Source organism: Marinobacter sp. EVN1 (genome assembly GCF_000475375.1).
GTDB lineage: Bacteria > Pseudomonadota > Gammaproteobacteria > Pseudomonadales > Oleiphilaceae > Marinobacter > Marinobacter nauticus.
On record NZ_AXCB01000005.1, the window covers coordinates 81,884 to 106,237 of the forward strand.

A 24,354-nucleotide genomic window follows, 5' to 3' on the forward strand; every position below is an offset into this window, starting at 1 on the left:
GGGTTAAGGCGTTCGAGTTGCTCAGGAAAACCGGACTTCCTCACCGCGAAAGATCGCGCTAATCAAAGCAGGCGCTGACGGGAAGTATCCGTGAAAATAGCTGGCCACCAGTTTCTGGTCGCGATACACGGCCTCCCCTTCAGAGCCGGCCTGTTTCTTGGCCCTGGCGGCAGGTTGCCAAGGGGTCTCAAGACTGGAATGGTGATAGGTGTGGCCCCGCAACCCGCCGAGCTGGGTTTCCAGACTTTGCAGACCCAATGCGGTCAGTCGGTTAGCCATGGTCGCCCGCCCGGGCACCAGGCCCAGCAGACTATGTACTTTGCCGTCTTTATCTGCCAGCTCTTCGGCACAGGCCATCAGACCACCGCACTCTGCCAGAATGGGCTTGCCGGCCTGGTGGAAGGTGCGAATCGACGCAAGCATGGCCTGATTCTCCGCCAAGGTCCCAGCATGCAACTCTGGATAGCCGCCCGGTAGCCAGAGTGCATCGGCCATCGGCACTTCCGAATCTTTCAGGGGCGAAAAATACACCAGCTCAGCGCCCATGGCGGTGAGCAGATCCAGGTTGGCGCGGTAGATAAAACTGAAGGCCGCATCCCTGGCAACCGCGATCCTGAGCCCCGCCAGCAGCAGTTCTGGCCGGGAAGGTGCCTCAAAATGAAAAGACACGGGCTTGAGCAGCACATCCATGCCCGCTGACATCAGGACTTCGGCAGCCTTATCCAGCCGATCACTAAGGTCGTCCATTTCAGCCGCCTGGACCAGACCAAGGTGCCGGTCCGGAATGTTCATGGCATCGTTTCGGGGTATCGCTCCCAGCAGGCTGATACCTTCCGGCAGGCTCTCCCGTAGCAGGTCGCCGTGGTAGGGGCTGCCAATCTTGTTGGCAATTACCTGATGAACAGGGAGTTCGGAATCAAAGCTCGCCAAGCCGAGGGCAACCGCGCCGAAGGTCTGAGCCATACCTTTGGCATCAATCACCGGCAGGGCCGGAATACCCGCCAGTTTGGCCAGGTCGCCGCTGCTGGGGCTGCCATCAAACAAGCCCATGGAACCCTCCACCAGAATCAGGTCCGCGCTCTGGGCGGCCTCGGCCAGCCGCCACCGACACTCGTCCTCGCCGGTCATCCAGGGGTGCAACTGGTAAACCGGGTTACCGGAGGCTACCTCCAGCACCATGGGATCAAGGTAGTCCGGCCCGTGTTTGAACACCCGGACGTTACGGCCGGCGTTCCGGTGCAGTCGGGCCAGGGCGGCGGTGACCATGGACTTGCCCTGGCCGGAGCCGGGGGCGGTGATCATGGCCGCTGGGACCTTATTTTCCATCATTCAAACCAACTCCATAAGTTTGGCGACCGGTGGCGGGGTGTGCCTCCCGGGACCGTCAAAAACAGGGATGTTTTTGTCGAGCGTACAGGGACGTATTTACAGCGTGTCCCGGGAGGCACACCCCGCCACCGGTTGCTGCACAAGGCTCGAGGTCAGGTTCGTCTCGGCACAAAGAAAGGCGCGCCATCCACTTCCACCGTTGCCAGTTGCTGGTTGTACAAACGTTCCAGAGCGTTCGGCACCAGCATCCTTTCTGCCGGGCCCCAGCAGGCTTCGCCGTTGGGGTACATCAACAGAATATGATCACACCAGCGGGCAGCCAGGTTCAGGTCGTGCAGGCACATAAAAATGGCATTACCCGCTGCCGCACGGTCGGTGAGCAGTTTCATGACGGCCACCTGGTGATGCAGATCCAGGTGATTCGTCGGTTCATCCAGCAACCAGGTATGAGGCGACTGGGTCATCAGGGTGGCAATCGCCACACGCTGGCGTTCCCCGCCAGACAGGGTAGTGACCAGACGGTTTTTCAGGTGCAGGACATCCAACGCTTCAAGAGCCCTTTGCGCCATAGCCAGATCGTCTGCCCCTTCCATCTGCCACGGAGACAACCAGGGATGGCGACCGATCAGCGCGGTTTCCATTACCGTTGCCGGGAAGCCATCCTGCCGGTCCTGGAACACCAGCCCCAGCTGTTGAGAGAACACACGGCGCTTTAATCCGGATACCGGCACATCCTCGAGATACAGCTCACCGGCACGGGGCGAACGAAGGCCTGCAAGGGTATGCAGCAGAGTGGTCTTGCCGGCACCGTTGGGGCCGAGTACGCCCCAGATCTGACCGGAGCCGATCGTTAAATCCAGCGGGTAGCCATCGACGCGGCCGGGAATATCAATCACCAGGTTCCGGGTACTCAGGGTCTGCATGTGGCGGCTCTGCATGGCGTTCATCAGCGACTCCGGTACAACAGGTACAGGAAGGTGGGAACACCCAGCAACGCGGTGATCACACCCACCGGCAGCTGTTCCGGTGCGATCACCACCCGCGCCAGGGTATCCGCCAGCACCAAAAGGGTACCGCCAGCCAAGGCACAGGCTGGCAGAATCAGTCGCTGATCATTGCCCAACACCAGCCGGAGCATATGTGGAACCACAAGGCCGACAAAGCCTATGCTGCCCGCCATGGTGACCGCCGTGGCGGTGAGCAAGCTGGCGAGAATGTAAATCAGCCATTCCAGCGGGCGAACCGAAATACCCAATGCCGCCGCCTGCATCGGTCCCCGAGCCAACACATTCAGGCTCCGACCCAGTGGCACCACCAGAACACAAACAACAGTCAACAATCCCAGTCCGGGCCATGGTATCCGGGCGTAAGACACATCGCCCATCAGCCAGTACAGCATGCCCGGCAACTCCCGGGCCGGGCTGATCGCTAACATCAGGGTAATCACCGCACCCCAGCCAGCGGCCACCACCACCCCGGTCAGCAACAGGCGGGAGGGCGTCCAACTGCCGGTGCCATGGGCCAGCCCAAACACCATCAAGGTCGCGAGCAGGGCACCGGCAAAGGCAGAACCGGAAATAACCGCGCCGCCAAGTCCCGCCAGCATCGCCAGCAACGCACCAACAGCGGCGCCGCCGGACAGGCCCAGAACATAGGGATCGGCAAGCGGGTTACGCAGCAATACCTGCATCAGGGCCCCGGCCACGGCCAGCAAACCTCCGGTGGCAAAGGCCGACAAGGTTCTGGGTAGCCGGAGTTCAAGGATCAGCGTGCGCTGGAGATTCGAGCCTTCACCCAGAAACACCGACAGCACATCAGCAGGTGATATCGCCACGCTGCCAACACCGACCGAGATCACCATGGCCAGCACGCCGGCCAAAGCCAGCACCAACAGTGGCAAAGTGATCGGCCGGATCACGCAAGGGCTCCATTAAGGTCGCCGGTCACGGGCCACCTCCAGTTTTTCACAAAACAGGCGCGTACCTTCGAGCATTCTCGGTGTTGGTCGCTGTACCAGAGATGGCGGGATAAAAAACAGGTTGTCCCGCTCCGTGGCGGTCAGGCTCGGGAATGACTGCCAGCGAGTCAGCCAGTGGCGGTTTTCTTCCCCCATCCCGCCAGCCAGGATAGCTTCGGGATTGGCCGCAATAACGGCTTCGGCACTGATTCTGGGCACCAACCTCTCCAGGTGGCCAAACACGTTGTCACCGCCACACAACTCAATCATTTCACCAATCAGATGGTCACGGTTGACCGTCATCAAAGGCTCATCCCACACCTGATAGAACACCGGTACTGCATCGGCACCCGAAAACCTGGCTCGCAGGTCTGTAATGCCTTTGCGGAATCGCTCCGCCTCGGCAAAACCCGCGGCTTCAGTACCGGCCAGGGCAGAAAGACGCTCAATGGTGTCAGACACAGCCTCAAAACTGCGGGGCTCGATGGAGAACACAGGCACACCCATTTCTCTGAGTGTCGCCAACTGCTCGGTCGGGTTTCCGGTTACCCAGCCAATCACCAGATCCGGCTGCAGTTCCAACAGGCGCTCCATGTCCATCCGGGTGTGGCTGCCAACCGAAGTTACTTTTTTGGCGGCCGGGGGATAATCACTGTAGGCGACCACTGCAACCACTTGATCGCCGGCTCCTGCAGCCCAGGCCAGCTCGGTAGCCCCGGGGGAAAGCGCGGCAATCCGTTGTGCCGGTTGCTCAAGGCAAATCTCTTTACCCAGATCATCCGTGGCACAGACCGGCGATGCCAGGGCGGGGAATGCCAGCAGCATCCCGCCCAGAATCAAAGCCATTGCCTTCAGATCTGCCACAGAGGCCTCCCCCGGTTTAACGGTTATTATCGGATATCGTAACGCACGGTCAGCATGGCAGTGCGGCCGGCTGCAATGTAGTCCAGGTCATTCTGCCGATCATAACGAGCGGTGCTGTATTCCTTGTCCAGCACGTTAGCCAGCGTCAGCCGGGTTGACCAGTCAGGGGCAAAGCGCCAGCCCGCCCGCAAGTCCAGAGTAGCAAAACCGGGCAGTCTGTCGTCGTTGGCACGGTCATCGTAACGATAACCTTCGGCCACCACTGTGCCACCGAAGTCCCAGGTACCAACGCGCTTACTCAGGTCAAGACGCAGTGTTTTGCCACTCCGGCGCTGGAGTCGGTTTCCGGTTTCCCGGTCTTCCGGGTCCAGCAGCGTCAGAGCCGCATCACCGCGCCAACCATCCCGCTCAAAACCAGCGCTGAACTCGGCACCACGGATTCGGGCTTCATTGACGTTCATTGGCGTCCACAAGCCACTGGGGGTCGGGCTCCAGGCAATCAGGTTGTCCACATCCAGCTGGAACAGCGCTGCATCCCAGAACCAGGTTTGATAGTGGCCACTGGCACCCAACTCCACCGTTCCGGACTCTTCTGCCTCAAGGTTCGGGTTAGCTCCGGGAAAATACAGATCGTTGAAGGTGGGCGCCCGGAAAGACGTACCATAACTGATCCGTACTCGGTGGGATCGATCCAGAGCATGGCCAAGGGCAATGCCACCGGTTTCATTTTTGCCGTAGGCTTCGTTGTCGTCACCGCGCACACTCAGTTGAAGGTCGGTTGGGCCGAAGTTCAGGCGCAACTGGCTGTACAGGGCGGTGTTGGTGCGGCTGGTCTCAGCGTAATTGGTGGTACCGCTGACTTCGTCAGTCATTAACTCTGCCCCTACCACCAGCTCATGGACATTCCAGGTAAAGGTATTGTCCCAACGCGCTGCCCGTGAGCGGGTATTGAAGGTGCTATTGAATGTGGGCGTAACGTTGTCGGTTTCGTCCCGGGATTCAGAGAACTGAAGTGAATGACGCCAGTAGTCACTCACCGGGGTTTCCAGCCCGAAGCCGATGGTGCGAATCATGAAATCAATTTCGCCGCCTTCGTATTCGGTGTTGCCCTCGCTTTGCACCATCACCAGGCTGGCTTCTCCGCCGGAGTCCAGCTCATGGACGACACGTCCGATACCGGCGGTGTTGCGGAAGCCCCGGTCGTCACCATCGGTGATCACTGCTGTACCGTCGGTTTCTTTATGCAAACCACTCAGGCTGAAACGGGTATTTCCAGCGCGGGCAGCAACACCGGCACTGCCTTTCTGCGTGTTGAAATTGCCTGCACCGGCTTCTACCCAACCTGCCGGCGTGTCTTCCGGGTCCAGCGTAAAAGCCTGCACAACGCCACCGACAGCATCGGAACCGTAAAGTGAGCTCCGGGCGCCACGGACAATTTCCACCCGCTCAATCAGTTCAACGGGAAAGTACTGCCAGGAGGGACCACCTGATGTGGCCGAACGCAGGCGCACACCATCAACCAGCAGCAGCGTGGAGTCGTTGGCGGTGCCGCGGGTGTAGACACTGGTGGTTTTTCCGAAGGAACCGTTGCCGGTCACGTTGATGCCGGGTTGTCCTCGCAGCAGCTGGGTGAACTCTGAGGGGCTTTGCTCGCGGATAGTTTCTTCGTCGATGACCGTAACTGATGACAGGCTTTCACCCGCAGTCAGAGGCCCAAGGGTGGCGGTAACGACAATCGGTTCCAGCTTGCGTTCATCCGACGCTTCATCGGCGGCAACAGCAGGCAACGCCAGTGGCAACAACATCAGGACGGGAAGGGCTTTGGCAGTACTCATAGCTTCACTCACGGTTCACCGCACGCACCCGTACGGTCGATCAATTAACTGCGGAGGAAGACAGACTGCTCAGACGGGGGTGGAGGGCGTGTCAGTAAATGCGAGCCAGGTTCACCCACCGCCGTCGCCCTCCGCAACGTCTGGTGTCCGGAACCCAAGGTTCCGCCTTTCAGGCCGGTCTCCGGGCTTACAGGCGGAGCCTGTGCTCCGGGGCAACCACCTTCCCATGCCATTGGCACAGTGGCGTACTGGATTGCCTTTCACCTGATTACCGTTGCGGGGGCAGCGCCGGAATGTCACCGGCTTCCCGTTTCACTGCAGGCACTCCTCCGGACTATCGCCAGCCTGGACAAAATGCATACAGCACCTGAAATCGCGGGCAAGACTATCAACCAGGGTGGGGGTGGTCAATGAGATATGTTAATTCAGACAACGCACCCTCCAGCCGTTGCCAACCGGTTTCATCCGGTGGCAAACCGAAACGCAGGGCTGCGGGTGTGTCAAAACGCCTGACCAGAATGCCGCGGCAAGCCAGTTGGTCAGCAATGCCCGCTGCGCGGGGATGTTGAACCGTTCTGAAGAGCAGGGTGCCGGTGGGGGACGACATCCCATATTGTCTGAGCAGGCCGTCCATGCGCAGTCTGGCCGTTCGCAGGCTGGCACGAACCTCCACCTGCCAGGCCCGGTCTTGCAGTGCCCTGGCCATCAGGTACCGGGCCGGACCGCTGACCGTCCAGGGACCAAGTTCGTTCGACATCTCGCACGCCAGACCAGGGTCGGCCAGGACCGCACCGGCACGGAGACCGGCCAGCCCGAAAAACTTGCCCAGCGAGCGCAACACAATCAGCCCCGGAGCGCCCGCCCACGGGTCCAGGCCGAAGCCCGGCTCGCCCTCAATAAACGCCTGATCCAGCACCAGCCAGCCATCACGCTCGCGCAGCCGCTCGTGCCAAAACCGTAAACGGGCAGGATCCATCAGCTGCCCGGTCGGATTATTCGGCTGTATCCAGACCACTACATCCACAGAATCCAGCCATGCCAGCTCCGCTTGCATTGTCGCGTGTTCAGGGATCGCCACCACGTCGAAACCCGCTCGCCGCCAGGCATGACCATGCTCACGATAACCGGGCATGGGCACGGCCACCCGACCGAAACCATGCTTACGGGCACGAACCGCTGGCAGGGCCATGATCGCCGCCTGGGAACCCGCTACGGGTAGGCAGCAGGCACGCTCCGGTGCCCCGGCCCAGATACGGATAATCTCTTCCAGCCCATCTTCCGGCTCCGGCAGCCGTTGCCATACCTCCGCCGGAATTGCCGGAACCGGCCAGGGCACAGGATTAATACCGGTGGAGAGATCCAGCCATTGTTCCGGAGGAATGCCCCAGTGCTGAGCCGCTGCCCTCAGGCGACCTCCATGCTCCGGCAAATCAGCACCATCGAACGCTGTCACCCGATACCTCCTGACCAGAACGCATTCAGACTTGCGGCCAAGGCCAACAACACCAACAGCCACAACATCACGCCACGCTGAACCAGGGAAATCGCGCCCTCCACGGTTTGCGCCGTGGCGCCTTGCCCGCTGCCCAGCAGCGGTCGCTGCTTCACGCCACCGGAATACGGCGCCGGGCCGCCCAGTGTGACACCGAGCGCGCCCGCTCCTGCTGCCATCACCGGGCCGGCGTTCGGGCTGTCCCAGGCCTTGGACTGTTCACGCCAGCATTTCACGGCCAGCCGGGTATTGCCCAGCAACGCATAGGTCAAGGCAGTTAGCCGGGCAGGCACCCAGTTCATAGCATCATCGAGCTTGGCGGCGCAGCGCCCGAAATACAGATATCGTGGCGTCCGGTAGCCCCACATGGCATCCAGCGTGTTCACCAGCCGGTGCAAAACCAGTCCGGGCAAGCCAGCGACCAGATACCAGAACACGCTTGAAAACACCGCATCCGCACCGTTTTCCAGCATGGATTCCGAGGCCGCGGCGGCAACGCCTTCGTCACTCAACGCTGCAGCATCCCGACTGACAATTCGGCCAACCGCCAGCCGGGCCCTGGCACCATCCCCGCACGCCAACGCAGTCGACACCGCCCGGCCATGTTCCGCCAGCCCCCTTAATGAAATGGCAAGCCAGACACCGGCCACCTGAGTGAGCAGCCACAGCCAGCCCTCCAGCAGGAATTGCAGAAAAATTGCCAGTACGACGGCTGGCATGACCGCTACCAGGGTCGCCAGCACCCCCAGCAAGAGGCTTTGCGCCGGGAAAGTCTGCTGATCATTCAGGCGTTGCTCCAACAGGGATGCCCACCGACCGAAGCCCACCAGCGGGTGCCACCGACGGGGCTCACCCATCAACCAGTCCAACAAAACCGCCGCACCGCACACCAGCACTGCAACCACAAACGTATCCAAAGCCGGTCTCCCTGATTCAATTGCCGGCAAGTCTAACCGACCGGTCACGAAACTTGACAGCCTTGCCTCCCGGTTAGACCATCCTCGGTTTTCCGCCCACAAGGACCCATCGCCATGGCACTGCCCGACAGCTGGCTCACGTCTCCCCCACGGCCCTCGGTTCAGCACACAGCGCTTGCCGCCGAGCGTCAGCAGGTGCTCACAAAGCCACCCGGCTCTCTCGGGCAGCTGGAACAGCTCGCCATCAGTCTGGCGGGCCTGCACGGCACCGACAGACCCAGCGTTGATCCGGTGCGAATGGTGGTGTTTGCCGGCGATCACGGCGTTTGCGCTGAAGGCGTTTCCGCATTTCCTCAGGCTGTCACCGCCCAGATGATCGCCAATTTTGCCAGCGGCGGCGCCGCCATCAGCGTGATGGCCAAGGAACTCGGTGCCAGTCTGGAAGTGGTCAACCTGGGTACCGTTGGTGAAGTACCGGAGTTACCCGGCGTCATAGATCAGATTATCGCGCCTTCCACGGCCAACATGGCAGAATCACCGGCCATGTCCTCGCGCCAGGTTGAATCCGCGCTATCCAGTGGCGACGAAGCCGCCAGGCGTGCCGCAAACGTTGGCGGCCGCCTGTTTATTGGTGGCGACATGGGCATAGGCAACACAACCAGTGCTGCAGCACTGGCCTGTGCCCTGCTGGGGCAGCAGCCCACCACCCTCGTTGGCCCGGGCACAGGGCTGAACTCCGAGGGCGTTGCCCGCAAGGCGAGGGTGGTTGAAAACGCGTTGCAACGGCATGGTCCCGACCGTGATCCGCTGATGGTACTGGCCTCTCTGGGAGGCTTCGAAATAGCCGCACTGACCGGCGCCATCCTGGGCTGCGCCGCGCGCCGGATCCCGGTTCTGGTGGACGGTTTTATTGTCTCAGTCGCTGCACTGGTGGCCGTGCATCAACAACCGGCTGCGCGCGAGTGGCTTCTGTTTGCACATCGGTCAGCCGAACCCGGCCACAGTGCCGTGCTGGAGGCACTTGATGCCTCGCCGCTTCTGGATCTTGGCATGCGCCTGGGCGAAGGCAGTGGCGCCGCCGTTGCCGTTCCCCTGTTACGCGCCGCCTGCGCGCTGCATAACCGGATGGCCAGTTTTACCGACGCTGGCGTCAGTGGCAAAGCGGAAGAATAGCCCTATGACCACCACAGTAATCGACCTGATACGCCACGGCGAACCGGAAGGCGGCCAGATGTTCCGAGGCAGTAAAGACGACCCCTTGAGCGACACCGGGTGGCAACAGATGATAGCTGCCATCGCCGAGGATGATCAGTGGGATGCCATCGTCAGTTCACCCATGCAACGATGCCAGCGTTTTGCCCAGCAACTGGCCGAGGAACACAGAATTCCACTGCATATCGAAGAAGATCTCCGGGAGATCGGCTTTGGTGAGTGGGAAGGGTTGACCGCTGAGCAGATCCAGGAGCGCTATGGGGATCATCTTAACCACTTCTGGCAGGACCCCATCAACTTCCTTCCCCCCGGCGGTGAGGCTGTGACGGATTTCTACCAGCGCACTATTGACGGTTTTGATCGATGGCAGCAAACACTTGCCGGCAAACGGGTCTTGGTGGTCTGCCACGGAGGCGTGATCCGCATGGTGCTGGCCAATGTATTGGGCATTCCGCTGGAGAGATCATTCACCGGCTTTGCCGTGCCTTACGCCTGCCGCAGCCGGATACAGGTGGACCAGTCCGAATTCGGTGTGTTTCGCAGCCTGATCAGCCACCAGCCTTGAGGGTAAGTGGCAAACCCGCCACGGCCATCACCACCTCATCACAACGCTGGGCCAGGGCCTGATTGAGCCAGCCCAGCTCATCCGCAAAGCGACGGGTCAGCGGATCCATGCCGATGGTCCCGAGCCCCACTTCGTTGGTCACAATGACCAGGGAGCCAGGATAGACCTCAACCGCCTCAAGAAAGGCCGCCCGTTCGGGCTGGAACAAGGCGCCGTCGGCAAACAGCAGATTGCTCAGCCACAGGCTCATACAGTCCACCAACAGCAACGGCGGTTCTCCCGGGCCGCTGGCATACTCTGATAATACCTGACCCAGGCGCAGCGGCTCTTCAGCAAGCTGCCAGTGGTCCGGCCGCAGTTCCTGGTGACGCTGGATACGCAGTGCCATTTCATCATCGCCTGCCGTCGCGGTCGCCACATAAACCACGTCGTTACCGGTCGCTTTGGCCCTTTGCTCAGCCAGCCCGGTCTTACCGGAGCGAATCCCGCCGGTTACCAGTAACTTGTTGACCATAAACCTTTCTCCAGCCCGCCCCATTCCGGTGCCAAGGTACACCAACCGGACAGACAACTGCTATAGTTTGGCCAGACTCCGGAAACGGCGGCACCGCAATCGCCGGCTTCAGAACAAGACCGATTAACCCTGGAGAGCCCATGCAGGCCGAGCTGCTCGACATCCGCAACCACATCGCCCAACACGCTCCCTTCGACGAAATGCCCGAAGAACTGCTCGACCGCATCGTCACTGGCATCGAAGTGGCCTATTACCGGGCCGGCACCCAGATCCTTGAGCTGGGCCAGCAGAACTACTGGTTGCACTACATCCGCAGCGGTGCGGTGGAAATCTTCCGGCGCTCCGGCGAGCTATACAACCGCATCGGTGAGGGCGAAATCTTTGGCCAGTTTGGCCTGCTGCGCAATCAGAAAGTGCGCTTTCCGGCCAAAGCCATCGAAGACTGCCTGATCTACAAAATCCCCTACGAGACCTTCCAGCATCTGTGGGAAAACGACGAGAACTTCGCGGATTTTGTCGAGATTGAAGATCACAGCCGTCTGCGTTCGGCGGTCTCGCGCCGGCACAAATCCAACGAACTGATGTCCGCCAAGGTCACCCGGCTAATCGCCCGCGAGCCAGTCTCTGCCCCAACCACCGTCCGCCTTCAGGAAGCCGCCCGGATCATGACCGACAACGGCGTATCGGCACTGCTGCTGATGGACGAAAGTGGGGATTCGCCCCGGCTCAAGGGCATCATCACCGACCGGGATCTGCGCACCCGGGCGGTCACCAACGCACTGCCATCAGAAACCCCCATCAGCGAGATCATGTCCGAAGGGCTGATTACCATCAGCGCCCGCAGCTACATCTTCGAAGCCATGCTTACCATGCTGCACAATAACGTGCACCATCTGCCAGTGATGGAAGACCATGAAGTGCGCGGCGTTATCGCGCTGTCCGACATCGTCAAATACGAGAGCCAGAGCAGCTTGTACCTGGTGAGCAACATCTACCACCAGAACGACGTCAAAGGCCTGAAGAAAATCAGCCGCGAAGTGCGCGACAGCTTCGTGCGCATGGTGAATGAAGACGCCAATTCCCACATGATCGGCAGCGCCATGGCTGGCATCGGCCGAAGCTTCAGTCAGCGCCTGCTGGAGCTGGGCGAGGAAAAACTCGGCCCGCCACCCATCCCGTATTGCTTTATGGCTCTCGGCTCCATGGCCCGGGATGAACAGCTGGTGGTTACCGACCAGGACAACGCCATGGTGCTGGACGACAGCTTCATTCCGGAAGAGCACGACGAATACTTCCTGGCCCTGGCCAAATTTGTCTCAGACGGCCTGGCTGAATGCGGCTACACCTACTGCACCGGTGACATCATGGCCACCAATCCGAAATGGCGACAACCGCTGAGCGTGTGGAAGGATTACTTCACCGACTGGATCGACAACCCCAAAGCCGAAGCCCTGCTCAACAGCAACATCTTCTTCGACCTGGACGGCATCTACGGCGAAACTGACTATGCCGAACAGCTGAAAACCCTGATCGTGAACAAGGCCAGCAACAGCCAGCGCTTCCTTACCTTCCTGGCCCGCAATGCCCTGAACCGCACGCCGCCCCTGGGCTTCTTCCGCACCTTCGTCCTGGAAGAGGACGGCAAGCACCAGAAAACCTTCAACCTCAAACGCCGCGGCACCGCACCGGTTTCTGACCTCATTCGGGTGCACGCCCTGGCCTGCGGTTCCCGCTCCCAGAACTCCTTCGAACGCCTGCGCGACATCGCCAAAACCAAACTCATGCTGGACGACGACGCCGGCAACCTGCGGGATGCCCTGGAATTCATCTCCATCGTCCGCATCCGCCATCAGGCACTGGCCATCGAAGAGGGCCGCGACCCGGACAACAACGTGCGCCCGGAGGACCTGTCGCCATTTGAACGCAGCCACCTGAAAGACGCCTTCCAGATCGTCAGTAACGCCCAGAAATTCCTGCGCTTCCGCTATAACGCCGGAGCCACCCGGAATGTCTAGCGTGATCAAAAGCGGCAACAGCAAGCAGAATTGGCCAGAGAACTACCGTAAAGGCGCCGAACAGGCGAAAGACACCAGAATCCGCGCCTTCTACGAAGCCGGCTGCCCCAGTCCGGACACGCCTGTCCGGGACGTCCCCTTAGTGGCCCTGGACTTCGAAACCACTGGCCTGGAAGCCGACCAGCATTCCATCGTCAGCATCGGCCTGGTGCCTTTCACCCTGACAGGCATCCAGCTCGGCCAATGCTGGCACCAGGTGGTTCGACCCAGACTGCCCCTGCACAAAACCTCTGTGACCATCCACGGCATTACCCATAGCGAAATCGAAAACGCCCCGGACCTGGAAGACGTACTCGACCCGCTGTTCGAACACCTCAACGGCCGAATCCCCGTGGTGCACTACCGCAACATCGAACGCCCGTTCCTGAACACCGCCCTGCAATGGCGCCTGAACGAACAACTCCGCTTCCCGGTCATCGACACCATGGCCATCGAAGCGCACCTGCACCCAAACCGCAATCCCAGCCGCTGGCAGCAACTGATGGGCAAAAAGCCGATCTCCATCCGCCTGGCAGACAGCCGGCTACGCTACGGCCTGCCCCACTATGCCTCCCACAACGCCCTGATCGACGCCATCGCCACCGCGGAACTGCTGCAGGCCCAGATCCTGCACCACTTCAGCCCGGAGACCCCCATTGGCGATCTGTGGGTGTGATGCCATAGCCCCAAGCCCCGGCAACCGATAGAATGTCCCCAAACCAGCCAAAGGGACCGAAGTGACCACACCAACCGCCAAAACCACCCCCCTGGACGCCTTCCGCCGCGCCAGAAGAATGTGGCTAAAAGGGGAAAAAATCAGCCTGGCTGCCCTCGCCGACGACCTCCACATCGGCCGCGCCACCCTGTTCCGCTGGGTTGGTAACCGCGACCTGCTGATTGGTGAAATTCTGTGGTCCCTGTACGAGCCCCTGTACAAAGAAGCCCGCGCCGTTACCCCCGGCCATGGCGTCGACTACGTGGTGGGCGTGTTCCGCCACATCAACATGACCATCCTGCACTTCGCCCCGCTGCGAAAGTTCCTGCATCAGGACCCGGAATACGCCCTGAAAATGCTCACTTCCTCCCACTCCACGCTGCACGCCCGCACCGTGGAAGTGAACACCCGCCTGCTCAAAGACGAAGTGCGCGCTGGCCATCTGAGCCCACCCATGAACATCCAGAGCTTGTCCTACTTCATGGTACGAATCGCCGAATCCTGCCTGTACAGCGACATCATTGGCGGCCGCGAACCCCGCGATGAAGAGCTTGAGGATGCCTGCACTGCCGTGCGCATATTGCTGGGCGGAAAGGTCTGAGCTCCTGATACCGCTGGAAACCTGGCCAGCCTGGGATTACTCTTTGCTGACAGTCACAGGAAATCACCAGCAAGGAGTGCACCATGAACCACCGCAACACCCAACCGCGCCTCAACGTGCTGCAAGCCGGCCTGCTGCTACTCAGCCTGGCCCTGGCACCGTTAGCCCACAGTGAAAACCTCACCGAGGACGATGTCACTTCCTTCATCGCCAGCATGGAAGCCATGCAGCCCCTGATCGACAAGCATCAGGACTTCATCGAATCCATCGAAGATCCAGCCGACGATGAGCGGGAAGTGGATTTCGCCCGGATGATGTCCTCGATGGTGGACGAAGTGAAAGGCCACGAAATGTACGATGACCTGGACGACCTGGTCGATGACTTCGGATTCTCCAGCCCGGAAGCCTGGGCCCGCAAAGGCGACCGCATCGTCAGCGCCTGGTTTGCCATCGAAATGGAAGCCCAGCCCGACATGGCACCGGATATCGCGGAGATGGAGCGCGCCATTGCCGAGATGGAAAACAATCCCGACATGCCCGAAGCCGCCAAAGCCCAGATGCGCGAAATGATGGAACAGATGATGGTGACCGTCAAAAGCGCATCCAGTGCGGCGAAGCAAGTGAGCGATGCCGACAAACGTGCTGTCCGGCCCCACGTAGAACGACTCAAGGCTGTGATGGAGCAGGACGAGAGCGACTACGAATAACACGCTCCCCAAAAACAAAACCCCGGTACTGTCGCCAGCACCGGGGTTTCTTTTTGCTGCCTGAGCAGCGAGCGATCAGGCCGTCAGGTTGTAAACAAACACGATCGCCACGGCAATCGGGGTCACAAACCGGATCAGGTTGTACCACAGGCTGAACGCGCCACCCTGCAGCGCCAGGTCGCTCTTCAGCGACTCCTTGGCCACGAACCAGCCCACAAAAATGGCGGTCAGCAGACCGGACAGCGGCAGCATGATGTTGGCGGTGAAGTAGTCCAGCAGGTCGAACACGGTCTTGCCTTCAAAGGCGGCGAACATGCCCAGCGGCGCAACGTCCGACCACACGTTCAGGGACAGGATGGACACAATACCCAGCGCCCAGCACAGCACGCCCACCAGAATGGCGCTGCCGGTGCGGGCCAGGCTGGTTTTCTCTTCAACCCACTCAACCACCGGCTCCAGCAGGGAAATGCCAGAGGTCCAGGCAGCAAACAGCAACAGAACGAAGAACAGGGTGCCGAACAGGCTGCCCATGGGCATGTTACCGAACGCCAGCGGCAGGGTCTGGAAGATCAGACCGGGGCCGGCACCGGCTTCCAGGCCGTTGGCAAACACCACCGGGAAAATGGCCAGGCCCGCCAGCAGTGCCACCACAGTGTCCATGATCGCCACACTGACGGCGGTGCGGCCGATGGAGACATCACGGCCCAGGTAGGAACCGTAAGCCATCATGATGGCCATACCCAGGCTCAGTGTGAAGAAGGCGTGCCCCAGGGCAACCAGTACGCCTTTCACCGTCAGTGCCTCAAAATTCGGGGTGAACAGGAAACTAACCGCCTCGCCGAAATGGCCGGTCGTCGTCGCGTAGCCAACCACCAGCAACAGCAGCAGGAACAGCGCCGGCATCAGAATGGTAACCGCACGTTCCAGGCCGCCTTTCAGGCCCCGGGAAACTACCAGCACCACCAGCGCCATGAACACCGTGTGCCAGGCCAGCAGCTGAATCGGGCTGCCCAGCAGGCCACCGAACAGCTCGCCCACAGATTCTGCAGTGCCGCCGGTGAAATCGCCCATCGCCGCGTGGCCAATGTAGGAGGCCGCCCAGCCACCGATGACCGAGTAGAAGGACAGAATGATAAACGCAGCCAGCATGCCGACAATGGCCGACACTCGCCAGGCCGGCGACGCCAGGTTGCGCTCCGCCACCAGCCGAAAACTGGTAATGGGGTTATGACGACCATTCCGGCCGATAAACACTTCCGCCATCATGATGGGAATACCGATGATGGCAATACAGAGCAGGTACACCAGAACGAAGGCACCACCGCCGTTCTCGCCGGTGACATAGGGGAACTTCCAGATATTACCGAGACCAACCGCGGAACCGGTGGCTGCCAGAATAAACGCGAACTTGGAAGACCAGAGTCCGCGAGCCCCGTTCCCGCTGTCTGCTGCGGAGTTGGACTGAGTCATGTGTTTGCTTCCTGTGCTTTTGGCTGAGGAAAATACGAATTGTCAGATCGCCCGGCACACGGCGTGCGGGCTATTGGGGCGGGATTCTGCCAGCACTGGCGGCATGATGCCAGTGCTGAGGGGCGAGCGCCGGGACAATTCATTGTTCCCGGCGCGGCCCGGGAATGCTAATCAGCGGGTTTTACTGACAAATCGGGCAATCAGGTCTTTCAGGCCGCCAGCCATCTGGCTCAAAGTATCGCTGCTCTGTTTTGCCGCATCCGCCTGTTCATCGCTCTGGTCAGCCAGGCTGGCAATATTCACCACCTGGCGATTGATCTCATCAGAGACCTGACTCTGCTCTTCGAACGCCGCGGACATGGTGATAAAACTTTCGGAAATGCGATCCACGGAACTGACGATGGCATTAAGTGCATCGGCAGCGCCCTGCACCCGGTTGAGGCCATCACCGGCAATCTGTTCCCCTGCGCGCACCGCGTTTACAGTTTGATCCACCTGGGCACGGAAATCTTCAACCACCTCGTGGATGCGTACCGTCGACTGCCGGGTCCGCTGCGCCAGTGAGCGCACTTCATCAGCGACCACCGCAAAGCCCCGGCCCTGTTCTCCGGCCCGAGCTGCCTCAATGGCGGCGTTGAGAGCCAGGAGATTCGTCTGATCAGCAATTTCACTGATCAGATCTGCCGCCTCGCCAATGCTACGGGTGGATTCGCCCAGCCGGCCCACCGAGTCGCCAATGCCCTGAACCTGATTCACCAGTTGCTGGATGGCGCCCAATGCCTCACCACTACGCTCGCTACCCTCATGGGCCTGGCGATTGGCCTGTTCCGCTTCCCGGGCGTTGTGATTAACAGATTCGACCACCTCCTGGATGGAGACGGTCATTTGGTTGATGGCCGAAGCAGTCTGGTCCGTTTCAGCCCGCTGCCGCGCAATGGCTGCTGCGCCCTCGGTAATGTAACCATGGGAAGCGTGAACCTGTTCAAGCAATTGTTCGGCCTGATCATCTATGCGGGCCAATGCGGTTCGGATTCTCGCCTCTTCACTCACCAGCATCAGTGCCAGCCGGGACATCAGTCCGCGCTCATCGCTGTAGGTTCGGGCAACGATAGGGTCCTGGAAGGCATCCGGACGCAGTTCCAGCAAGCTCCTGAGCCGGTTGGAAAGAGAGGTAAACACCAGACCAAAACCCAGAACATGGCCAACCACTACCAGAAGCACGGCCAAAGCCGGAGACTCGAACGCAAGGGCGCCCAGACTCAAGCCCAGGGAAACCATAAAGGGCCAGCCTGAACGGACCATGGTCAGGACCCGGTTGCGCCAACAGGAACTCAACCGACCCTCGGAGATCTCCTTATACAGTCGTTCAGCGCGGGCAATCTGCTCCCGGGTAGCGGCGACCCGCACGGATTCATAGCCCACCATCTGGCCATTCTCCCAGATTGGCGTGGCGTAAGCGCTCACCCAGTAATGGTCACCGGACTTGGCCCGGTTCTTCACAACCCCCATCCAGGCCTTGCCGGCTTTCAGGTATTCCCACATGTCAGCAAAAACCGCCGGGGGCATATCCGGGTGCCGGATAAGGTTATGGGCCTGACCGATCAGTTCGTCCCGGCTGTAACCGCTGATGGTGACGAAGTCATCATCACAGTAAGTAATCACCCCCTTGAGAGTGGTCGTACTGATCAACCGCATTCCTTCAGGGATGTGGATCTCGCGCTGAGTGACAGGCAGGTTCTTGCGCATGGGGAACTGTTCGTCCGTTGGCCCGATAAAATTTAACGGCGACAGCTTAGTTATAGATATATATCAATGAAATAGCGAATGGGTTACGCCGTGTCCTATTCGTGTAACGACAACAGGCCACGGCGCTTTAGAAAAAATTCAGGGAACTCAGGAGGATGCAGCCAGCTTTGCCCTGGGGTGATAGCGAGCATTCACCCACAGAGAGAACCCGATCACCACGCCACCAATGGCCAGGCGCAGCAGATCTGCATCACGATTCCAGATCAGCAGATTGACCAGCAAGCCAGCCGGCACCAGGGCATTGTTCATCACCGCCAGGGTGCCTGCATCGACCTTGCAGGCACCGCGATTCCACAGGTACAGCCCCAGACCGGACGCCGCCAGGCCCAGCCAGCCAAGAATGCCCCACTGCAACGGTGTTGAGGGCAACTTGTCCGGGTTACCAAAAATCAGGAACGAGGGTAGCGCGATCACCAGTGCGCCCAGGAAGAAGTAACCGAAAGTGCGATACCCAGGCAGCGCCAGAGGGTAACGTTGCATCACGTGCTTGTAGCCAACCTGGCCGGCAGCGAAGGTAAAGTTGGCCACCTGCAGCAGCAGGAACCCGGTGATGAAATCCTCACTGAGGCCATCGTACCGGATGATGCCGGCACCGAGTGTGGCAATGGCCGCAGCCAGCAACGCCACCGGTGAAAACCGGCGGGCCAGGGCATCATCCACCAGAGTCACGTACAGAGGCGTAAAAATGGTGAACAGCAGAACTTCCGGTACCGTCAGGTAACTGAACGAGCGATACAGGCACAGATAGGTGATGCCGAACTGCAGCATACCAGTCACCAGTATGCCCAGCTTCATACCGGAGGGAACACCGCGCCAGCGGGTAAACGGCAGGAACACCAGGGCTGCCAGCAAGACCCGGCTCAACACCGCGAAGTCGCTGTCTACACGACCAGCCAGGAACTCGCCGATCAGACTGAACGAAAAGGCCCAGAGTACGGTTACCAGAACCAGTAAGACCATCGATTGCACCACCCCTGTTGTATGCCGGGCGCCTACTTTACTGCTTTACGGTGGGTTTTGCAGCGGCGGCAGACGGGGAAACCCCTATAAGCACGAGTCCGCAGGCTGAGGTACCATGGCCGGTCCTGTACCAGTGCCACGCTACAATTCCGGAAAAACCAGAGCGCCATGGACGAAACCCATCAGCCACTACCCGAAGCCCGCCAGCCGCTGATTCAGCGCACGCTCGCCGAGTGGAAAACACTGGCCATTCTGGGCGGCCCGATTCTGATTGCCCAGGTGGCACAGATGGCCAATGGTGTGATCGATACCGTGATGGCCGGCCACGCCAGTGCCGAAGACCTCGCGGCCGTGGGTATCGGCAGCAGCCTGTGGATGCCGCTTTTCCTGTTTTTTATGGGCATGCTCGGCGCCTTGCAACCGATCATTTCCGGCTACAACGGCGCTCGGACAACCCATAAGATCATGCCCGCAACCTGGCAGGGCATCTACATTGCGGCGGGCGGCACCGTAGTGATGGCGCTGTTGCTGACCAATGTCCATCCCGTCCTGGCCCTGCTGAAACTCGACCCGCACACCGCCGGCATCACCCAGGGTTATCTGGACGCATTTGCCTGGGGCATTCCCGCGCTGCTGCTGATCAACGCCCTTCGGGGCCTGACCGATGGTCTGGGGCATACCCGGGTGATCATGGCGTTTTCCGTGCTTAGCACGGTGATCAACCTGCCCCTGAACTACATCTTCATTTACGGCAAACTCGGGCTGCCCGCCATGGGCGGTGTCGGCTGTGGCTGGGCCACATCCATCTCCAACGGTGTCGCCGCCATCGCCATGCTGATCTATCTGAACCGCAGCGAGACCTTCCGTCAGTTCCATCTGGTTGCCGATTGGGTAAAACCGGACTGGGCTGGCATTCAGTACATCCTGCGCATTGGCGTCCCCATCGGCTTCACCATCTTCGTCGAAGCAAGCATGTTTGCCGTGATCGCCTTGTTCCTGGCACCGCTTGGCCCAGTGGTGGTAGCCGGCCATCAGATCGCCCTGAACGTAACCTCGCTGCTGTTCATGCTTCCTCTCAGCCTGGGTATGGCACTGACTCTGAGGGTAAGTTTTCTGACAGGAGCCAACGCCCGGGACTCCGCAAGGCTGATTTCACGCAGCTCGCTGATTCTGGCCTCGGCCATCGCCCTGCTGTTTGCCACCCTGCTGTTCGTGTTCTCCGGCGCGATTGCCAGCCTGTATTCGGGCGATGCCGAGGTTCAGGCGGTCACCATTCGGCTGCTCACCTTCGCCGCCATGTTCCAGATTGCCGATGTTATCCAGGTAACCTGTATCAGCGCCCTGCGCGGCTACAAGGACACGCGCATTCCCATGTTCATCATGCTGTTTTCATTCTGGGGAGTGGGCCTGCCGCTGGGATATGTGCTGACATTTACCGACTGGGTATGGCCGGCGCTGGGCGCTGCGGGTTTCTGGGTAGGACTGACGGCCGGGCTGACCTCCGCCAGCCTGTTACTCGGCTGGCGCCTGTTTCATTACCAGCCTTCCACGCCCGTTGATGAAGACACTCAGCCTGCAGCCGTGGGAACCGGCTCTGGCATGGGCTGACCAATATCCTCGGCATAGACAATCCGGTCACGCCCGGTTTCCTTGGCGGTGTACAGCGCGTTATCGGCCCGGGCCAGCCAGCTTTCCACACTTTCGCCATGGCCCAGCAGGGCCACGCCGAATGACGCGGTTACCGGCCCGCCGGGGTGTTTCATGTATTTTCGGAGCACCTGCTGAAGATTGTTCATCACCGCACGCAGATTCACGCCATCAACGCCTGGCAGCAGCAATACAAACTCCTCACCGCCATATCGGAACAACTGATCGGAACGGCGGGTATTGCTCTCCAGCAGGGCCACCAGCTCGGTGAGCACATCGTCGCCCACGCCGTGGCCATATTCGTCATTGATCTTCTTGAAGTGATCAAGGTCCAGCAACACCAGAGCGTAGGGCAGGCCGGAACGCTCGGCATTGGCAGCGGCCACATCCAGCTCCTGATCCATCGAACGGCGGTTCTTTACGCCGGTCAGCGGGTCGATGGTGGCCAGCTGCTCCAGGCGCCGGCGCTGGCTGTGGTTGCGATGAGCAAAGACATAGGCGCAGGCACTGACCACAACGGCGGTGGAGGAAAACGACCACATCTGCTCCTGGCTACTGAATGCCAGGCCGATCACCATCATGGCCAGGATGGCGGACAGGTTAATACCGACAGCAACCCTCGGAGCGACCAGAAAGAAGGTGGTGACCAGACAGGGATATAACCAGAACAACCCCGGGTCACCAACAATCGTACCGACTGCAACAGCCCCATAGGACGAAATTATCGCCATAACCAGGCCCGTCCTGCGGGTATCTCCCGTGAACCAGGCATAGGCCATGCTCATCGCAATACCGCCAAGGATCACGCTATCCACCACGCCAGCCAGCAGATTACCCTGCATGAACCGCAGCACTGCAAACGGCGTGATGCCCACCAGCCCGCTGATGCCCAGCAAGGTAATGATGGATAACCGAAAATCGTTTTTCAGGCGGTGAAACATGCAGCTCAGGGTCCGACAAAAGTCTGATTTAGGATTCTAGAATAGCCCAAGCTTTTCAAACGGTCGTTCCAGGGCAACGATTCTTAACAAATCTACCACCAAAGGCGACACAATGTGACCCGCATCACGCTTTGCTTTTCTCTAATATTCCAATGTAATCCGCTTTATAATCGTCCAGGCAACGATCATTAGCTTCAAACCTATTGGCCAGTCATACTATCGCGTACCGTCGGCAGATTCAGGAACATTGTGTCTAAATCACTGATAAGAATAGCCCCTGGGGCACTCACCATAGGCAAGCCCCTGCCCTGGGATGTTTTCGACTCAGAAGGCAATATTCTTCTGCGTCAGGGCTATGTGATTCAGACCAACAGCCAGCTCGAGCAGCTGTTTGAAAGAGGGCGCTTCAAGCCCCGAAAGATCGAGCGGCCGAAAGAGGAAACCTTTGAAGACCTGCGCCAGCGGAATCCGTTTGCAGAATACGGTGACTTGCTGACCACGCTGGAAGTCACACTCAACGCCATTACCTCGGAAGATCCCACCGCCCAGAAACGCCTGTTGGGTCTGTGCCGAATGCTGGATAAAACCTGCCAGGAGGCACCCGACGCCAGCCTGGCACTGGTTCACCTGTATTCCATCAGCCCCACCATCCATGAACAGATCCTGTTCTACGGCATCCTGTGCCATTTTATCGCACGCCAGTTCGGGCTGGAGGAAAAGCGGGCCACTGTGCTCACCGCCGCCGCGCTCACCGCCAACCTCGCGCTGGTGCCTGTGGCAGACCAACTCAACGCCTCCAATACCGTGTTGACCGATGATCAGCGGGCGGTCATTCGCAAGCATCCAGCCCGAAGCATTCAGGCGCTGACGTCGGCCGGCATCAATAACAAGCTGCTGCTGCGTATCATTGCCCAACACCACGAACAGGCCGATGGCTCGGGCTATCCTGAAGGGCTCAGCGGTAGCGATATCCTTCCGGAAGCAGAAATCCTGGCCCTGGCCGAGCGCTATGTGGCGATGATCACCAAGCGCGCTTACCGTAACCGGATGAATATCACTGAGGCCCGCAAACTCATCGCCACCCTGGCGGACGGCAAGTTCCGGCCGGCGATTCCGCGTTCATTACTGCAGGTATTGGGGGATCATCCTCCAGGCATGCTGGTACGGCTGGTAAATAACGAGGTGGGCGTTATTACCCGTCGGGCAGTACGGGCACGCGGTCCTTATGTACAGGCGATATTCGGCCCCAGAGGTAACCGCTACAGTGGCACCTTTGAGCGCGATACAAGCCTGCTGGAATACAACATTCGAGCGCCGGAAGAGCCCGAGATCATGCCATCCATGGATTTCAGCATGCTCTGGGGCTTCCGCTCCTGAATCAGATCAGCCCAAGTGCCCGGGCATGATGGTTCAGGTGATCGTCAATGAACGAGGCGATAAAGAAGTAGCTGTGGTCATAGCCCCGATGCATACGCAGGTTCAGGTGATGGTGGAATTTCTCGCACACATCAGCCAAAGCATCCGGGTTCAGTTGGCTGTCCAGAAACTCATCGGCCGTACCCTGGTCCACCAGTAGCGGCAACCGTTCCTTCGCCGTCGGAATCAGCATGGTGGCATCCCAGGCTTCCCACGCCGACTGATCGTCACCCAGGTATCCGGTAAACGCCTTCTGGCCCCAGGGGCAGGCCATGGGGTTGGCAATTGGAGCAAAGGCCGATACCGACCTGTAATACCCCGGGTTCTTCAAAGCCGCAATCAGAGCCCCGTGCCCGCCCATGGAATGGCCACTGACCGAACGTTCGCCGTTCAGCGGCAATTCGTTTTCCACCAGCTGCGGCAGCTCCTTGACCACATAATCATACATCCGGTAATGCGGCGCCCAGGGCTGTTGGGTCGCGTTCACATAGAAACCGGCTCCGGAGCCGAAATCATAGCTGTCATCCTCGCCGGGCAGATTTACGCCACGGGGGCTGGTATCCGGGCAGACAATGGCCAGGCCCAGCTTTGCAGCGAGTTTCTGGGCGCCGGCTTTCTGCATGAAATTCTGATCGGTGCAGGTGAGGCCCGACAACCAGTACAGCACCGGCACCTCTTTGGCCTGAGCACCCAGCGCCGCAGGAGGAAGAAACACCGCAAATTCCATGTCGCACTCCAGGGTAGCGGAGGTATGGCGATAGCGGCGGTGTTCTCCGTCGAAACAGACGTTGGTGGATAACAGGTCCATAGATCCCCCCCGGAGTCAAAGATGTGGTTAGCGATCAGTCCTCAGCACCGGCATAGCTGGGTTTGTCGATACTGAAACCGGACTTGGCAAATTCCGCCAGAATGGCAGTACGCGTTACGATACCAACCAGTTTGCCATGATCAACCACCGGGTACACTTTTGGCTTACCAGCACCCAGATTCTGTGCCAGATCCACCACCGACATGTCCGGCGATACCGTCATCGGCTGCCGGAACATCACGTCATCCACAATGGGATCACCTTCGTGGTGGTAGTTGCTGACCAGCAGCGAGTGTATACAGTCCTGTTCCGAGACAAAGCCCAGCACACGGCGATGATCATCCACCACCGGCAAACCGGTGACATGATTGGCCAGCAGGGCTTTCACCACCCTGGTGACCGGCGTACCACAGCGAATCGGTTCAATGTGGTTCCACATCACTTCAGATATTTTCAATGAGCGCATCGACAACTTCCTTTCAGACAGAATAACGGTGCCCGATTGAGCACTTCCATACCCTAAACATAGGCAAAGCCCGCAGAA

General features: G+C 59.8%; 22 protein-coding genes and 1 riboswitch. Of the genes, 8 read left to right on the plus strand and 14 right to left on the minus strand.

Annotated features, from left to right (window positions below; all coding sequences use genetic code 11):
- Positions 1 to 21 precede the first annotated feature (21 nt).
- The 7 genes from Q674_RS22510 to cbiB all read right to left on the minus strand — a co-directional run bounded on the left by Q674_RS22510 (position 22) and on the right by cbiB (position 8,382).
- On the minus strand, positions 22 to 1,329 hold the full coding sequence (locus Q674_RS22510; protein ID WP_023007795.1) for a cobyrinate a,c-diamide synthase: 1,308 nt from the start codon (positions 1,327 to 1,329) through the stop codon (positions 22 to 24).
- A 152-nt stretch (positions 1,330 to 1,481) separates the two neighbouring features.
- Positions 1,482 to 2,276 carry an ABC transporter ATP-binding protein gene (locus tag Q674_RS22515; RefSeq protein ID WP_023007796.1) on the minus strand — a complete coding sequence of 265 codons (795 nt, stop codon included), beginning with the start codon at positions 2,274 to 2,276 and terminating at the stop codon, positions 1,482 to 1,484.
- The gene (locus tag Q674_RS22520) at positions 2,276 to 3,190 is read right to left on the minus strand and encodes a FecCD family ABC transporter permease (RefSeq protein ID WP_050999037.1); all 915 of its coding nucleotides are present in this window, start codon (positions 3,188 to 3,190) and stop codon (positions 2,276 to 2,278) included. Before Q674_RS22520 ends, Q674_RS22515 begins: the two co-directional genes overlap by 1 nt.
- Positions 3,191 to 3,259: 69 nt before the next feature.
- Positions 3,260 to 4,150 carry a cobalamin-binding protein gene (locus tag Q674_RS22525; RefSeq protein WP_023007797.1) on the minus strand — a complete coding sequence of 297 codons (891 nt, stop codon included), beginning with the start codon at positions 4,148 to 4,150 and terminating at the stop codon, positions 3,260 to 3,262.
- A gap of 26 nt (positions 4,151 to 4,176) precedes the next feature.
- Positions 4,177 to 5,985: a TonB-dependent receptor domain-containing protein gene (locus tag Q674_RS22530; protein ID WP_023007798.1), complete on the minus strand. Its 1,809-nt coding sequence runs from the start codon at positions 5,983 to 5,985 to the stop codon at positions 4,177 to 4,179.
- A 154-nt stretch (positions 5,986 to 6,139) separates the two neighbouring features.
- A riboswitch (cobalamin riboswitch) is annotated at positions 6,140 to 6,349 on the minus strand.
- Positions 6,350 to 6,373: 24 nt separating this feature from the next.
- Positions 6,374 to 7,438 (minus strand): threonine-phosphate decarboxylase CobD, encoded by a 1,065-nt coding sequence (gene cobD, locus Q674_RS22535; RefSeq protein WP_023007799.1) that lies wholly within the window; start codon positions 7,436 to 7,438, stop codon positions 6,374 to 6,376.
- On the minus strand, positions 7,435 to 8,382 hold the full coding sequence (cbiB, locus tag Q674_RS22540) for an adenosylcobinamide-phosphate synthase CbiB (protein ID WP_227501164.1): 948 nt from the start codon (positions 8,380 to 8,382) through the stop codon (positions 7,435 to 7,437). The genes cobD and cbiB overlap by 4 nt, the downstream gene beginning before the upstream one ends.
- 126 nt (positions 8,383 to 8,508) lie before the next feature.
- Here cbiB and cobT point away from each other — a divergent pair, with 126 nt between their 5' ends.
- Together cobT and Q674_RS22550 are read left to right on the plus strand one after the other, a co-directional pair.
- A complete protein-coding gene (gene cobT, locus Q674_RS22545) occupies positions 8,509 to 9,567 on the plus strand; it encodes a nicotinate-nucleotide--dimethylbenzimidazole phosphoribosyltransferase (RefSeq protein ID WP_023007801.1) in 1,059 nt (352 codons plus the stop codon).
- Positions 9,568 to 9,571: 4 nt separating this feature from the next.
- A complete protein-coding gene (locus tag Q674_RS22550) occupies positions 9,572 to 10,171 on the plus strand; it encodes a histidine phosphatase family protein (RefSeq protein WP_023007802.1) in 600 nt (199 codons plus the stop codon).
- Here Q674_RS22550 and cobU read toward each other — a convergent pair.
- Complete coding sequence (gene cobU / locus Q674_RS22555; protein ID WP_022993408.1) at positions 10,155 to 10,685, minus strand: bifunctional adenosylcobinamide kinase/adenosylcobinamide-phosphate guanylyltransferase; 531 nt, start codon at positions 10,683 to 10,685, stop codon at positions 10,155 to 10,157. The genes Q674_RS22550 and cobU overlap by 17 nt on opposite strands.
- Before the next feature lie 140 nt (positions 10,686 to 10,825).
- Here cobU and Q674_RS22560 point away from each other — a divergent pair, with 140 nt between their 5' ends.
- The 4 genes from Q674_RS22560 (at position 10,826) to Q674_RS22575 (ending at position 14,762) form a co-directional block, all read left to right on the plus strand.
- Complete coding sequence (locus Q674_RS22560; protein WP_023007803.1) at positions 10,826 to 12,700, plus strand: putative nucleotidyltransferase substrate binding domain-containing protein; 1,875 nt, start codon at positions 10,826 to 10,828, stop codon at positions 12,698 to 12,700.
- The gene (locus Q674_RS22565; protein ID WP_023007804.1) at positions 12,693 to 13,415 is read left to right on the plus strand and encodes a 3'-5' exonuclease; all 723 of its coding nucleotides are present in this window, start codon (positions 12,693 to 12,695) and stop codon (positions 13,413 to 13,415) included. Before Q674_RS22560 ends, Q674_RS22565 begins: the two co-directional genes overlap by 8 nt.
- 61 nt (positions 13,416 to 13,476) lie before the next feature.
- Positions 13,477 to 14,055 carry a QsdR family transcriptional regulator gene (locus Q674_RS22570; protein ID WP_011783819.1) on the plus strand — a complete coding sequence of 193 codons (579 nt, stop codon included), beginning with the start codon at positions 13,477 to 13,479 and terminating at the stop codon, positions 14,053 to 14,055.
- A gap of 83 nt (positions 14,056 to 14,138) precedes the next feature.
- Positions 14,139 to 14,762 (plus strand): hypothetical protein, encoded by a 624-nt coding sequence (locus Q674_RS22575; RefSeq protein ID WP_011783818.1) that lies wholly within the window; start codon positions 14,139 to 14,141, stop codon positions 14,760 to 14,762.
- A gap of 75 nt (positions 14,763 to 14,837) precedes the next feature.
- Here the strand turns inward: Q674_RS22575 and Q674_RS22580 are convergent, their stop codons facing one another.
- The 3 genes from Q674_RS22580 to Q674_RS22590 form a co-directional block, all read right to left on the minus strand.
- On the minus strand, positions 14,838 to 16,232 hold the full coding sequence (locus tag Q674_RS22580; RefSeq protein WP_023007805.1) for a sodium-dependent transporter: 1,395 nt from the start codon (positions 16,230 to 16,232) through the stop codon (positions 14,838 to 14,840).
- Between the two features lie 171 nt (positions 16,233 to 16,403).
- On the minus strand, positions 16,404 to 17,978 hold the full coding sequence (locus Q674_RS22585; RefSeq protein ID WP_023007806.1) for a PAS domain-containing methyl-accepting chemotaxis protein: 1,575 nt from the start codon (positions 17,976 to 17,978) through the stop codon (positions 16,404 to 16,406).
- Positions 17,979 to 18,125: 147 nt separating this feature from the next.
- The gene (locus Q674_RS22590) at positions 18,126 to 18,998 is read right to left on the minus strand and encodes a carboxylate/amino acid/amine transporter (RefSeq protein ID WP_023007807.1); all 873 of its coding nucleotides are present in this window, start codon (positions 18,996 to 18,998) and stop codon (positions 18,126 to 18,128) included.
- Between the two features lie 168 nt (positions 18,999 to 19,166).
- Between Q674_RS22590 and Q674_RS22595 the strand changes: the two genes are divergently transcribed.
- Entirely contained in the window at positions 19,167 to 20,606 is a 1,440-nt protein-coding gene (locus Q674_RS22595; RefSeq protein ID WP_023007808.1) for an MATE family efflux transporter, read from the plus strand.
- Here the strand turns inward: Q674_RS22595 and Q674_RS22600 are convergent.
- The gene (locus Q674_RS22600) at positions 20,567 to 21,586 is read right to left on the minus strand and encodes a GGDEF domain-containing protein (protein WP_023007809.1); all 1,020 of its coding nucleotides are present in this window, start codon (positions 21,584 to 21,586) and stop codon (positions 20,567 to 20,569) included. The two genes, Q674_RS22595 and Q674_RS22600, sit on opposite strands and share 40 nt — an antisense overlap.
- Positions 21,587 to 21,835: 249 nt before the next feature.
- Here Q674_RS22600 and Q674_RS22605 point away from each other — a divergent pair, with 249 nt between their 5' ends.
- Positions 21,836 to 22,963: an HD-GYP domain-containing protein gene (locus tag Q674_RS22605; RefSeq protein WP_023007810.1), complete on the plus strand. Its 1,128-nt coding sequence runs from the start codon at positions 21,836 to 21,838 to the stop codon at positions 22,961 to 22,963.
- A 1-nt stretch (position 22,964) separates the two neighbouring features.
- Here the strand turns inward: Q674_RS22605 and fghA are convergent, their stop codons facing one another.
- Together fghA and Q674_RS22615 are read right to left on the minus strand one after the other, a co-directional pair.
- The gene (fghA, locus tag Q674_RS22610; RefSeq protein ID WP_023007811.1) at positions 22,965 to 23,810 is read right to left on the minus strand and encodes an S-formylglutathione hydrolase; all 846 of its coding nucleotides are present in this window, start codon (positions 23,808 to 23,810) and stop codon (positions 22,965 to 22,967) included.
- 34 nt (positions 23,811 to 23,844) lie between these two features.
- Complete coding sequence (locus tag Q674_RS22615) at positions 23,845 to 24,276, minus strand: CBS domain-containing protein (protein WP_022993417.1); 432 nt, start codon at positions 24,274 to 24,276, stop codon at positions 23,845 to 23,847.
- Positions 24,277 to 24,354 lie beyond the last annotated feature (78 nt).